Annotated in this window: 9 protein-coding genes; 6 read left to right on the top strand and 3 right to left on the bottom strand. The window is 51.8% G+C overall.

The window, feature by feature from the left end:
• Position 1: 1 nt before the first annotated feature.
• The 3 genes from ACR8BF_RS19470 (at position 2) to ACR8BF_RS19460 (ending at position 5197) form a co-directional block, all read left to right on the top strand.
• Complete coding sequence (locus ACR8BF_RS19470; protein WP_434746192.1) at positions 2–2356, top strand: GNAT family N-acetyltransferase; 2355 nt, start codon at positions 2–4, stop codon at positions 2354–2356.
• Positions 2357–2432: 76 nt separating this feature from the next.
• Positions 2433–3662: an MFS transporter gene (locus tag ACR8BF_RS19465; protein ID WP_179898290.1), complete on the top strand. Its 1230-nt coding sequence runs from the start codon at positions 2433–2435 to the stop codon at positions 3660–3662.
• Between the two features lie 365 nt (positions 3663–4027).
• Entirely contained in the window at positions 4028–5197 is a 1170-nt protein-coding gene (locus ACR8BF_RS19460) for an amidohydrolase (RefSeq protein ID WP_179898289.1), read from the top strand.
• Between the two features lie 23 nt (positions 5198–5220).
• Here ACR8BF_RS19460 and fhuE read toward each other — a convergent pair whose 3' ends face one another.
• Entirely contained in the window at positions 5221–7434 is a 2214-nt protein-coding gene (fhuE, locus tag ACR8BF_RS19455; RefSeq protein WP_434746191.1) for a ferric-rhodotorulic acid/ferric-coprogen receptor FhuE, read from the bottom strand.
• A 442-nt stretch (positions 7435–7876) separates the two neighbouring features.
• On the opposite strand from fhuE, the gene pagP reads away from it, so the two are divergent.
• Positions 7877–8446, top strand: coding sequence for a lipid IV(A) palmitoyltransferase PagP (pagP, locus tag ACR8BF_RS19450; RefSeq protein WP_434746190.1), 570 nt, complete (start codon positions 7877–7879; stop codon positions 8444–8446).
• A 7-nt stretch (positions 8447–8453) separates the two neighbouring features.
• Here pagP and ACR8BF_RS19445 read toward each other — a convergent pair whose 3' ends face one another.
• Positions 8454–9560, bottom strand: a complete 1107-nt coding sequence (locus ACR8BF_RS19445) for a tyrosine-type recombinase/integrase (RefSeq protein WP_434746189.1) — start codon at positions 9558–9560, stop codon at positions 8454–8456.
• 1117 nt (positions 9561–10677) lie between these two features.
• Between ACR8BF_RS19445 and ACR8BF_RS19440 the strand changes: the two genes are divergently transcribed.
• Both ACR8BF_RS19440 and ACR8BF_RS19435 read left to right on the top strand, forming a co-directional pair.
• The gene (locus ACR8BF_RS19440; RefSeq protein WP_292986196.1) at positions 10678–10869 is read left to right on the top strand and encodes a fimbrial protein; all 192 of its coding nucleotides are present in this window, start codon (positions 10678–10680) and stop codon (positions 10867–10869) included.
• A 60-nt stretch (positions 10870–10929) separates the two neighbouring features.
• Positions 10930–11697: a hypothetical protein gene (locus tag ACR8BF_RS19435; RefSeq protein WP_292986194.1), complete on the top strand. Its 768-nt coding sequence runs from the start codon at positions 10930–10932 to the stop codon at positions 11695–11697.
• Positions 11698–12224: 527 nt separating this feature from the next.
• Here the strand turns inward: ACR8BF_RS19435 and ACR8BF_RS19430 are convergent.
• Complete coding sequence (locus ACR8BF_RS19430) at positions 12225–13334, bottom strand: SDR family oxidoreductase (RefSeq protein ID WP_292986193.1); 1110 nt, start codon at positions 13332–13334, stop codon at positions 12225–12227.
• Positions 13335–14205: the final 871 nt, after the last annotated feature.

Below are 14205 nucleotides of genomic sequence, written 5' to 3'. Positions count from 1 at the left end.
GATGAGTTCACCCATACTGTTCAGGGCCGATCGTCCCGCAGGCCGTTTTACCCTGAGACCGATGCTTGAGAGCGATGCGTCGCTCATCCACAGCTGGGTCACCCGCGATTACGCCCGCTTCTGGGGCATGCAGCAGCAGAGCCTGGATCAGGTCGCGGCGTTTTATCAGACGCTGACCGCATCTGATCCCCATGCCGCGCTGATTGGATGTTGCAATGACGAGCCCGTCTGCCTGATTGAGTGCTATCGCGCCTGCGACGACGAGGTGGGCAAATTTTATCCGGCCGCGCCTGATGATTACGGCATGCACATTCTGATTGCCCCGGCCAGCCAGCCGATCAAAGCCTTTAGCTGGCAGGTCTTCACGCTGGTGATGGACTACATGTTCAGCCGCCCCGAGGTGCAGCGTGTGGTGGTGGAGCCGGACGAGCGCAACGAAAAGATTCACGTGCTGAATAAACGCGCCGGATTCCGATACCAGCACACCATCGACATGGGTCATAAAACCGCCTGGCTGGCCTTTTGCCAGCGGGAAGATTATCAACACGCGTTACAGCAGGAGTCGCAGACTATGTACACCCCCTCTTCACTGACCGACGGCACACATCTGACGGGCGACAACTGGACGCAGGCAAACCGCATGCTGATCCGCAAAGCAATTGCCGAGTTCGCGCATGAAAAAATCATTGCCCCGCAGGCATCGCAGGATGGCAGCTATCAACTGGCGGTGCCGGGCGGTGAAGCAACGTACCATTTCCGGGCAGCACGGCTGGCGCTGGATCACTGGGAGATCGATGCGGATTCACTGCGCAAGCAGGAGAACGGTCGCGATCTGCCACTGGATGCGCTGAAGTTTATTGTCGAGTTCAATGGAGAGATCGGGATTCCACAGGCGCTGCTGGCGACCTACATGGAAGAGATCAGCAGCACGCTGTGCAGCAGCGTTTACAAGCTGCAGAAGAATAATCCTGACAGCCAGGCGCTGGTCGCAGCCGATTTCCAGACGGTAGAAGCGGCGATGACAGAAGGCCATCCCTGCTTTGTCGCCAACAACGGCCGTATTGGCTTCGATGCACAGGATTATCTGGCGTACGCGCCGGAAGCCGCCGCGCCTGTTCAACTTATCTGGGTTGCGGTTCACCGGCGCAACGCCCACTTCTCCAGCCTCAGCGAGCTGAGCTATGAGCAGCTGATGCGTGATGAGCTGGGCGACAGCACCGTGGAGCACTTTAATACGCAGCTGGTGAACAAAGGGCTGGCGGTTGAAGACTATATCCTGATGCCGGTGCATCCGTGGCAGTGGCAGAACAAACTGCTGACTGTGTTTGCGGCGGACATCGCTAATCACGATATTGTTTATCTCGGCAGCGGCGACGATGCTTATCAGGCGCAGCAGTCTATCCGCACCTTCTTTAATCGCAGCCAGCCCGCGAAGCGCTACGTGAAAACCGCGCTGTCGGTGCTGAATATGGGCTTTATGCGCGGTCTGTCGCCCTACTATATGGCGACAACACCCGCAATAAACGGCTGGCTTGAAGAGCTGGTGGCGGGCGATGCCTGGCTGCAGCGCTGTGATTTCCGCATCCTGCGCGAAGTCGCCTCCGTCGGCTATCACAACCGCTACTACGAGCAGGCTATCAAAGGCGATTCCGCCTATAAAAAGATGTTCGCGGCGCTCTGGCGGGATAACCCTGCGGCCAGCCTGCAACCCGGTCAGCGTCTGATGACCATGGCCTCATTCCTGCACGTCGATCACCACCAGCAGGCATTGCTGCCCGCGCTGATAGCGGATTCCGGTTTGCCTGCGAAGCAGTGGATTGATCGCTATCTGACCTGCTATCTCAGCCCGCTGCTGCACTGCTTCTATCAGCATGACCTGGTCTTTATGCCACATGGTGAAAACCTGATCATGTTGCTGGAGAACAATGTGCCGGTCAGTGCATACATGAAGGATATCGGCGAAGAGATCGCCGTGATGAACCCGGATGCGGTGCTGCCGGAGGGCGTGCAGCGCCTGGCGGTGGATGTGCCGGAGAACCTCAAATTACTGTCGATCTTCACGGATGTGTTTGACTGCATCTTCCGCTTTGTCAGCGCGATCCTGCATCAGTCAGCGACGCTACCCGAGGATGAATTCTGGCAGGCGGTGGCGCAGTGCGTAAAGGATTACCAGCAGGCGCACCCGGAGCATGCCACTAAGTTTGCGCGCTATGACATGTTCGCGCCGGAGTTTACCCGCTCCTGCCTGAACCGCCTGCAGCTGGCGAATAATCAGCAGATGATCAACCTCGCTGATCCCGCGGAGAACCTGAAGTTCGCTGGAACGCTGGTCAACCCGATAGCGCGCTGGCGCTAAACGTTACGCTGTCACTCTAATGCTATGCGGTCACCCTGGTGGCCGCTTTTTAATGGTTTTATTGCAGGTATTCGTAATGGCTTCTTTTCTACCGGTGGCGCAACTGACCCGCCGACATCTGATCTTTCCGCTGTCGCTGGTGTTGTTTGAATTCGCCACCTATATCGCCCACGACATGATCCAGCCCGGCATGCTGCTGGTGACGCAGGAATTTAAGGTTGGGCCTGAATGGGTTTCTACCTCGCTGACCGCCTATCTGGCCGGCGGCATACTGCTGCAATGGCTGCTTGGCCCGCTATCGGATCGTATCGGGCGGCGTCCGGTGCTGCTCAGCGGCGTGGCCTTTTTTATGCTCTCGTGCATTGCAACCCACTGGGTGCAGAGTATTGAGCAGTTCGTCCTGCTGCGGTTTTTGCAGGGAATCAGCCTCTGCTTTATCGGCGCAGTAGGCTACGCGGCGGTGCAGGAAGCCTTTACGGAGTCGCTCAGCATAAAAATGATGGCGCTGATGGCCAACGTCGCCCTGCTGGCCCCCCTGGCCGGTCCGCTGGCCGGCGCGGCTTTTCTTACCGTAGGAGAATGGCGTACCCTGTTCTGGCTGATTGGCGCTGTCGCGGCGCTGTCACTGGCGGGGTTGTGGTATGCCATGCCTGAAACGGCGGGTGACCGGCAGACACCGCTGTCACTGCGATCGATTATCAGCGGTTATGCGGCATTGCTGAAAGAGCGTCAGGTGATGCGCGGTTCGCTGGCTATCGGACTGGTCACTGTGCCCTGCATCGCCTGGGTTGCGCTGTCGCCCGTGATTTTAATTCACGGCGCACAACTTAGCCGCATCGACTATGCCCTGCTTCAGCTGCCCGTTTTTGCCGCCATGATTGCAGGCAACCTGACGCTGGGGCGCTTATCCAGCCGTCTGCCGATTGAACAGCCAATAAGACTCGGTGCCTGGCCGGTGGTCTGCGGGCTGGCAATCGCGGTGACCGCCACTGTGCTGAACGCGCAAAGCTATCTGTGGCTCACCGCCGGAATGAGTCTCTACGGTTTCGGCACCGGGCTGGTTAACGCCGGACTGTATCGCATGACGCTGTTTTCCAGCAGTGGCGGAAAAGGCAGCGTGGCGGCGATGCTCGGCATGGTGAGTATTCTGATCATTGCGCTGGGCATTGAAGCCGCCAAAACGGCCTATTTCAGCTTTGGCAACGGGGGCTTCAGCATGGTGAATATGGTCTGCGGTCTGCTATGGCTGGGTCTGGTGAGTGCTTTCCTGCGCGCAGGTGAGCGAAAATTATGCGTGGAAACATAATTAACCTGCGGTAAGCCATTAATTAAAGAAATCGCGGAATGGCTGAACCTTATTAGTCATTCCGCAAACTCACCACACCGTTTAAATCCCTGTGATTCCGCATTGATTATTTTCAGATAAGCTTTGACCAAATCGTTACTTTATCTGTGTGTTGCGTCATTCGATGATGATTCCGCCTGCTGAGGCAATCTCAACTTACACGCTGGCTAAAAGCCATACGCTGATTTAGCAGGCACATCATTCTTCATGCCCCCGCAGGCTCCTTTAAAGGTATTTACGTTTTGACCCGTGACAGCATCCTGGCTGACAAACGCATCCTGATCGACGCTGGGCGAACCTTTTCTGCCGGAATAACAGGGATAACCATGACTTTGCCTTTAACCGAACAACTGGTGCAGTGGCGTCGCGAACTGCACCAGCACCCCGAACTTTCGAATCATGAATTTGCCACCACGGAACGTATTACCCGCTGGCTGGGTCAGGCCGGAATCCGGCTATTGCCGCTGGGGCTGAAAACCGGCGTTGTGGCAGAAATCGGTCAAGGCGAACCCCTGATCGCCCTGCGCGCGGATATTGATGCGTTACCGATTGAAGAAACCACCGGGCGCCCGTGGCGATCACAACAGCCGGGCGTGATGCACGCCTGTGGTCACGACGTTCACAGCGCCGTGATGCTCGGCGTCGCCCTGCAGCTCCAGCAGCAGGAAAAAACACTGCCGGGTCGGGTGAGAATTCTGTTTCAGCCCGCTGAAGAGACGTTTAATGGCGCACGTCAGCTGATTGAAGCCGGTGCGCTGGAAGGCGTTCAGGCGATATTTGGCCTGCATAACGCGCCCGATTTACCGCTGGGTACGCTTCAGAGCCGGGCGGGCGCGTTTTATGCCAACGTCGACCGCTTTGCGATCCGCATTGAGGGCAAAGGCGCACATGCCGCACGACCACAGGAGGGGATCGATTCAATTGTGATTGCCAGCCATATCGTGACGGCTCTGCAGACTCTGCCGAGCCGGGTATTCAGCTCGCTGGAAACGGTGGTGCTGAGCGTGACCCGCTTTACCGCCGGGAATACCTGGAACGTGCTGCCGCAAAGCGTAGAGCTGGAGGGCACTGTGCGCACTCACAACGGCGAGATCCGCGCGCAGATCCCGCACCGCATCCAGACGCTGATCCAGGGTATCGCCGCCGGATTTGGCGCAACGGCTGAGCTGGAGTGGACAGAGGGTCCGCCTGCCCTGATTAATACGCCAGGCTGGGTAGATGTAGCCCTGGAGGTTGCACATCAAAGCGGCTATCTCGCGGAGCATGCTGAGTCGCCACAGATGGGCGGGGAAGATTTTGCCTTCTATCTGCAACAGGTGCCGGGTGCGTTTGTCAGCATCGGCAGCGCCAGTAAATTTGGGCTGCATCATGCCGCCTTCGATCCGGATGAAGCCCTGATCGGCCCGGCGGTGGCGTACTTCACCCAGCTGGTGCCGCGTGCGCTGCAGATTGTGGCGGCGCAAGGCACAGACAGAGGTGAAAAACGCCTCAACTGAGGCGTTTTTCACCGTTACCACAATCAAAAGGTGTAACTGGCCGTTACCGAGACGTTACGTGGTTTACCATAGACCACGGAGCTGGCCACGTTGGTGTCATACTCTTTGTCGAACAGATTGTTCAGGTTGCCCTGCAGCGAAAGATTTTTGTTCACCTGATAGCGGGCAAAGAGATCAACCAGCGCATAACTGCCCTGACGCGCGCGCCAGGTGCCATTGCCTTCCGGGCCGCCGACGTCGTTCCAGACGTGGGTCTGCCAGTTCACGCCGCCACCCAGCGTCAGCTGTTGCAGCATCGGAAGACGATAGCTGCTGAACAGGTTAAAGCTGGTCTGCGGCAGTTGCGGATTAAAGGTGCTGCCATCGCGGTTTTCCGCAATGTAGCGCGTGCCACCTAAAGTCATCTGCCAGTTGTCAGTTAATGCACCGTTGACTTCGAATTCCACGCCACGACTCACCACGCCTTTACGACCAATGTAGGCAACATCGCCTGAACCCTGAATCGTCTGGGTAGTCGCTTCACCTGCGTTATCCAGCTCAGTGCGAAATACCGATACCGAGGTGGTTAAGCGGCTGTCCAGCCAGTCCGATTTCAGGCCTGCCTCGTAGTTTTTACCGATGACCGGCGACAGGTAGGCGCCACTGGCATCACGATAATCCTGAGGCTGGAATACCGAGGTATAGCTGGCGTAAGCCGACCAGTTCTCTGCGAAGTCATAAATCAGCCCGCCATACGGAGTGATATTATTTTCCTCCGCTTCGCCCGTTAAGGTTTCACGGTTCCAGTTGGTATAGCGGGCACCGAGAATCAGGTGCAGCGGATCGGCAAGTGACAGACGGGTCGCCATGTAAGTCGATTTCTGACGGACCAGTTGGCTATCACTGGCTGGCAAACGTGGCGTCCAGGCAGATTCCGGATACTGACCGTTAAAGTCATTGTAATTACCCAGTGACGCTGAAGAGATGTTCTCAAAGGTGCTGAAGTACTTGTTATCCTGACGGGTGTAATTGACGCCCACCATCAGCTCATGCTGACGCCCCAGCAGTTCATACGGTCCACTGGCAAAGGCATCCACTGCATCCACTTTGCGTTTGCCGGTGTTATAACCGGTTCCGCCCACTACCGGATAATTAGCATAGGAAGAGACACCCGCGCCGGTATTACGATCGAAATAACCATCGAGATAGATCTGCTTACTGTCCAGACGCATCTCGTTGTGCGCGCCGTTCAGGGTGATGTTCCAGCCGTTGTCGAAATCCTGCTTCAGATTCACAAAGAGTTTGCGGTTCTCTTTGTCGTTATAGGCCCAGTCAGGCTCGGTGTTGTAGCCGCGACGGGTATGAATCTGTGTGCCGTCGGTATACCAGCGTGGTGCTCCGCCCCACATGGTGGAGTCGGTATTAACCTGGCTGAACTCATAACCGACAGAGAGTGTGGCAGAGTCAGTCAGATCGGCGTCTACCACGCCGTAGATGAACTGTTTTTTCGCGCCGTAGCGTTCGATGAAGCTATTGTTGTCCTGCCAGCCAGCCACCAGGCGGCCACGCACATTGCCGGACTCACTCAGCGGCGCAGAGAGATCGGCAACATAACGCTGTTTGTTCCAGCTGCCGTAGCTGGCAGAGACGGTGCCGCCGAATTCTTTGCTGTCCGCATGTTTGCGTACCATGTTGATGGCGGCTGAAGGATTCCCCGGCCCGGTCAACAGGCCGGTCGCCCCGCGAACCACTTCAACGCGCTCATACAGCGCCATATCGGTCTGCGCATCGCCCAGATTCCAGCGTTCTGCAAACGCGGTAGGAATACCATCAACCATGTAGTTGTCGATCATAAACCCGCGCGCATAGTAGTTGGTGCGGTCCATATCCCCACTGATGCCCCGGATGCCGGTGGTGTTTACCAGCACATCATTCAGCGACTGAAGTTGCTGATCCGCCATTCGTTGCTTACTCACAATGCTAACTGACTGCGGCACATCACGCACGGTACCCAGCATTTTCGTGCCCGCACGGGTAACCGGAACGCTGTAATCGGTCTGAGGTGACGTTGTCACGGCATCATCGGCTGAAGCTGTCACGGTCAGAGTCTTATCATTGCTGACAGGCGTCTCTGCCGCATGAGCAATGTTATGCGTCAGCGATGAGCCGACCAAAAAAGTCAGTAAGGAGAGGCGGAATGGACGTTGAAGAGCAGAGGCGCTCTTCACCCTGGCGTGCTGAAGATCGAAAGCGTTCATTAATTCCTCAATTATCTTTATGTTTTTGAGCTGCCACTGTCACGACCCTGCGTCCTGCGAGCATTGCTACCCTGCTTAAGGTTTGAGGAATCAAAAACCTTTCCGTGAGCGCCTTCGCGCGGGTGTGATTAACATTTAAAGCAAATGAGAAATATACGCATTGCGATTATCAATGCAAGATTTTGTTAATGAATAATGCGAAATTTTTCAGGGGAATTTGTGGGCGATATCAGGTTATACAAGGCGATAACCAGAAGAAGACATGCTTTACCTGATTATGCCTGCTGAATGAGCAAGGCCAGGTGAATTTCGTTCGCTTTAATTAATTAAAAAATCCTGTAATAGCCGCTCATTTAACTGAAGTTTTCCTTCCTGATGCAACAATACCCGCCTTAAGCCATTTTTTTCCTTATTTAACACCAGATATTGCAGGAATAAGTACATGCGCAAAATCTTACCTCTTAAAGCGCTGATGATGACGTCCGTTTTTAGTCTGTTTTCAGCTCATGCCGCTACGTTAATGCAGAATGTAAATGCGGGCTGGGAAAGCTTCAGTGATAACGTTGCCACGACATGGCACCAGCCAGAGGGTATCGACTTTTATTTGCCCGCCATTACCTGGCACAATCGTGCCACTTACGACCGTGAACACATCGATAAATATAATGAAAGACCCTGGGGCGCGGGCGGTGGTATCTCCCGCTACGATGAAAAAGGAAACTGGCACGGCCTCTACCTGATGGCATTTAAGGATTCTTTTAACAAATGGGAACCCTTTGGTGGCTATGGCTGGGTGGCAACCTGGCGGCCGCTGGCCGACCAGAATTTTCACTGGGGCGCAGGTTACACTGTGGGCGTCACTGCCAGGCATAACTGGGACTATATGCCGGTGCCTGCCGTCCTGCCGCTGGCCTCCATCGGCTATGGCGCTCTCGACTTCCAGATGACCTATATTCCGGGCACCCACAACAACGGGAATGTTTATTTTGCCTGGCTTCGCTATCACTTCTGATCGTTATTTAGCGCGACATCGCCATGACAGAGAGATCGTTCAGGGAGAGAGTCTCACCCTCATAGCGATGTCGCAGAAGATGATAACTTTCGCACTCAATAATCTGCTCAACCGCATCTGAAAAGATGTTCATCGCGCTGCGCATCTGGCTCAGATAGTCATGAGTGTCGTAAACCCTGTCGATGCCTTCCAGCGCATGGTTCATGATTTTTCGGGCAACGTCATTCGGCGTATCGAGGGCGGAAAGTTTGGACCGCGCGGTGCGACGCAGGTCGCGAGGAGTAAAAGCCTCCAGCCCCAGCCCTCTTGGCGCGCGGATCATCCGGCGCAGTGCCTGATTCAGCGCGCCTTTTGACAGCGGTTGTTGGGGATCGCGGGGCGCGGGAACGAGCCAGGGTGAGTCGGGATCGGCGGCGCGCAGCAACGCTTCAATGCACTGACGCATCAGGGGTGAAATCGGCAGCACATGCTCGCGCTGCGATTTATTGCGTGTACCCTGCATCCACAATCCTAACGGCAGATCAAACTCGGCTTTCTGCGCCTGAACAATCTCATCCGGCCGTCGGGCGCTGACCAGACATAAACGCAGCGCCCAGCGCGCCTGCTCCGATAATGCCCAGTTATCCAGTCCGTGCCAGAAAACCCAGATTTCAGCGTCAGTGAGTTGCCTACTTCGCGGCGGCGTAGCACGACCCGCAACATCCCGTTTTTTCATGGAAGCGAGGGGTGAATGTTCGAGATAGCCCTGCATCTCCGCCCAGGCGAGGAATTGTTTGGTCAGTGCAAATACCCGACGCGCCTCCTCTTTTTTACCGTCAGCGATCAGGATGTTGTAAAGCCGGTTGAGGCGGAGACGGTTTAGCGTTTTAAGTGGCTGGGAACCGATATTGGGCAGGACATGTTTCAGCAGAGAAGAGATGGCGATCTCAGGCCGTCGCCGGCTGATCAGCAAAGACAGTTTTACCCAGACCTTCATCACCTGCTCTACCGTGCCTTCATCACCAAAATTATCCAGCTCGCCAAGCGAAGCGGTCTTCACCTGCTTCAGCCAGATCATGACATGGCGCCCGACATGCGCAGAATGGTCGTCGGTGTGAGTTAAATCTGTCGTCATTTTGATGCCTGTTTACTACATGTGAAGCGGGCCATTCTAACGACACTTTATCTGTGACTCCAGACCTAATAAGTCTGGAGTCATAAAGATGCTTTTTGATGAAATCTGAGGGCGTTTACGGGGTTTGATGCTGGTGTTTTAGGGCGGTTTTCTCAAGGAATTGCGCACGACTGGAAGGGCGTTTACTCACTGAAACCTGAACGTTTTGTTCTGGTTCTCTGTACTTCTATCTGATTACCCTCCATGGCGGAAAAGAAGTTATGCTTTTCCGGAAAGCAGCTCAGGAGCGCTGCCGTGAACGATTACCTGAAATCGACCTGCATCAGTTCAGCAATCGTTGAATCACGCGTCGTTATTACGCAGCAATCCCGATAATCAGCGAACCGGCAGGATTTGGGTTCGTCATACCAGGTGAATGGAGACTCATCAAGCCAGAATGTCAGTGAGCCCAGATTGACACGGGTATTAATGTTGACGTTCGCAGTGGTGATGTTTGACTTTTGCTTTGCCAGGGGATGCCGCTACATTGCAGCCAGTATATCCAACATGACTTCAGTGATGGTTAAAGTTAATTAATCACCGGGGGCTGTCGTAAAATCAATAACGTGGGGAACAGGAATTTCATCGTTTTCGTGTCAATATTTGTCAGCGATCCCTAAATTAACGTTAAACCAAATTCACATTGCACTCATCATGCGAGTGAAATATATACTCACAATTTGTTAAAAAATTGCTTCCAAATACAAAAAACATCTTCCTTTATTATTAATAACTCCTTGTTAAATCTGATCTTAAATTTTTAAAATGCTGCAAAATTGATCGTCAATCACGATTAATCAGGCATACCAGATAGGCCAGATCTATCAATATTTGAGAATCGATCGTTTTAATTAATTAGCACTTACGTTGTCTCTCGATTAAAAATAGGCCTGGTTTATGAGTCTTATCATAAATAACGGAAGTTTATTTTCATTAAATTTCAGTTCAGGATGACCTGTTAATGGAGAGTTTTTTCATGAAGAAAAAAGTATTAATTGCTGCATTAATTCCTCTGGCATTTAAGCTGTCACACAACACATTTGCTGAAGAAGTCGATTAGCCTTCAGCAGTAACCCCGATGACGGTGTCAGGCTGCATCATTCAATTTACCGGTTCCATCACTGATGCCTCCTGCATTGTGAATGCCAGCGCGGACGTGCAGACAGTGGCGCTCGGTCAGTACGGTACAGCAGACTTCACCAGTTCCCCCCAAAACTTCAACATCAAACTCAAAAACTGCGCAGTTTATGTCGGCACAAAAACAATGTGAAAGCCGGCGGTTTAAGCATCGTGGTGAATATGACGTTTGATTATCAACAGTGAATAAGATATGAAAAAGCTCGGAACCTTAACAGTCGCAATGTTACTGGGACATCTATCGGTGAGTAACGCGACAACCATTTCCGCAGTCACTCCGATAACAGGCAAACTAGCGACGAACCACACTCAAGGGCGTAACTATTTTGATTATCTGTTCGGAGTGATTGAGTTAGAAGGAGAAGAAATATCAGCCATGAGCGGGACATACTGTATGTATTGGCGAGAAACGGACAGCAAATACCCCTCCCAGGAACCGTCCTGTGGAGCACTGACAGGTGCCTCTTCCCAACGCACAGAAGCGAAATCCCCGACCTCCTATGCCATCGCGAACCTGGAAGTCACTTATCGATACAGCGGATCCAAGCCAGTAAGGATGACTGTCTCGGTCAGGAATACTAATCTTCCTCGTACTCCGCGGGGAGAACAATCCGTGAGTCTGGAAGGAATAACGTGTGCTGTGGATGTCAATACACGCCCAACTATCCCCGTTCTTAATCCTGCCTCCGATGTTGACATTCCGGGTATAATATCAAATCCAGTTGGAGCAGCTACGGTTACGTTTAAACCAGGTTTGTTATCCACTGGGATGCAAAAGGGCATACTTACTTTAAATGGTAACACAAACGGATATTACGCAATTAACAACAACCCCGTTGATTCCAATGGAGTATGGGTAGTCGATTCAAACAGTAACCCGCGCCTTAATGTTCGCTCGACCGGTGATGCAGAACCGGGTGAGATGACAGGATTCATGACGGCAACAATTGCATGTCCTTAATTATGCTGAATACGTTCTTTGACGTGTTTTCAATGGTGTTAGCCGTCAGCCATCATCATACTGCGCCCATATTCAAACCCTGAATCCCCCGGCACTTACACTGCCAGAATCCGAAAGGGTTACACTTTTGATTTGGTTAAGCCGTAATGGTATTTGAGTAAATAGTTAAATTACACAGTTCAATAAATTGACACAAGGTGGATCCAACATCTGTCGTTATACTCGTTTAAAAGATCTCATGAGGCATATCAGAGCTGGATGTCACCCTATATATCCGGCTTCACCTTGCGCGACTCTGCCAGATCATCTGGCGCTGGAAAAATATGCTGATGACGCTGGCTTTCCCGCTCTGTGGATGAGAGAGAAGCCCTTTTATAACTCGCGGTTTGGTGACATCCGACAGATGCTGCATCCAATAGCCTACTCTGGATTTCTTACCTCTCAAACTAAACGCATAAGGTCGTTTAGAAAGCGCAAAATAAATTATGTTTTTCCGGAAAGCAGCCCAGGAGCGCTCCCGTGACCGATTACTTGAAATCGACCTGCATCAGTTCGGCAATCGTTGAATCACGTGTCGTTACTACGCAGCGATCCAGATAATCAGTGAACCGGGAAGGTTTCTTCATGCCAAGCTGCAGCAGTTTGGAATTATCAAAGACCACATTCAGGTTTGAGAAATGCCCGTACAAATTCATGGCGCGCAGCATGATTCGTTCGTTGCAAGGCCCGAACAGATCCTTAAAGGTTCTTCTGCTGTCAGAAAGCTGTTTATAGGACACCTTCTGATAATCAACGCCGAGCGCCCTGCTTCCGGATGCTTTTGCCATCGCCTCGTCAATTTCTGCGAAAGTCACACTACTCTGTGTGCCGGCAGAGATATGGATCACCTCATTGATGACGTCTTGTGCGTCAAGCAGTAAGACCAGCGCATCGGCACAGTAATCAACCGGAACAACATCAATACGATCATCCAGGTCGCAGGTGAATTTTCCGAGTGCCAGCGCCATGCGGAATACCCAGAAAATACTGGCTGACGGCAGACAGCCTTGATCGGAATGACCCACTACGATTGATGGCCGGGCAATGACCAGCGGCAGATCCGGTAGCTTTTCGGTCATTAGCTTTTCAATCGAGGCCTTACTCCACGTATATTCGACGACATGCTGATCCCGGCTGGAATTGAGTCCGCCCTCAGTGACCAGCGAGCCAGGTTCCGGCGCGCATGACATTGCCGTACCAACGTGAATGAATTTCTTTAGTCCCGCGACGCGGCTCATGCGTTCAGCGAACCTGAATGTGCCTTCAACATTCACTTTCCAGATAGTGGGATTGTTACCAAAAGAGGCAACGGCAGCACAGTTAATGACGTGGGTAACGTCGTCAATACGTGAGTCACTAATAAAGTTCTCAGTTAAAGCCAGATCACCCAGAATGATGTTTTCAGGTGCTATCGTGTTGATAATTGACTCATTTAAGCCAAAATTTTTCAGGTTTGCTTTAAGCCTGTTTAGCCCTTCCTCAACAGTCTCGCCTCTGACCAGCAGCAACAGTCCATCCTTAACCCTGTTCTGTAATAAATTTGCAACGACAGCCCCGCCTAAAAAACCAGTAGAACCAGTAATAAGGATTTTTTTCATGATAGTGCCATTTAAATTAGTTGATGAAAGGGGAGCATTAACGGAACGCTTTCCGAACAGGTTAAAAATAAAAGAACGTGTTGTGGCTAAATTATTTATGCTGAGCTTAAGGATAAATTAAGTTTTGACGCTAAATCTCATCCTCATGTCTTAATCACGTATCACGTTACACACCAAATCAGTATATAGCTAATAAGTATCGCCAGGTTAAACAGCACTGCAGATATTTTATGAAACTTTTCCATTTAGATTCTGTTTATACTTAATGCTCAGAGAGGAATGCTTAAACACCCACACTCCTGCTGATTGCATGATCTGATTTGAACAATTTCCGCTATTCAGGATCAAGTTTTATTTATTTTATTTTTGATGAACTTTATAGGGATTTTATAAATGCGGCTTCTTAATCATTTATTAAGGCCGGAAGCTTTGCACACTATTTCTGCATGTTAAACGAAGCAGGTTTAAATTATTATTCAGCAACTGTGTTTAATCATTGTTTAATTAATATCAATTTTTTCCTGTCTTAAAATAACTGCCAGCAGAATCCTGAGGCGCGCAGTGACCGTTGTCAGAAGTGATGCTTACCTTGCGGGAGTGTTAACTGGCTACTCTGCTCAGGCTACAGGCGTGTTTTTCATTGAACTTGAGGCTGATGGCTTCCAGGTGTGAAGGCCAGTCCCCCGGGCAGGTGGCTTATAAAATCTGACTGAAATGCCATCTCAGGGTGCTGAAGAGTTGAAGTTATGATTAATAAATCGCCAACTGCTCTGCTTATTGTGTGAAAAGCGTAACCACAGGTAACTAACTTCATGATTACTGTATCGCGGACAGCGAAACGCCACAGACTATGGCTATGCTCTGATGAGTT

The sequence above is a fragment of the Candidatus Pantoea rara genome (assembly GCF_051136265.1).
GTDB classification, from domain to species: Bacteria; Pseudomonadota; Gammaproteobacteria; order Enterobacterales; family Enterobacteriaceae; genus Pantoea; species Pantoea rara.
Note: the sequence above shows the minus strand (reverse complement) of the source record. Positions and strands in the feature narration are given on the sequence as shown.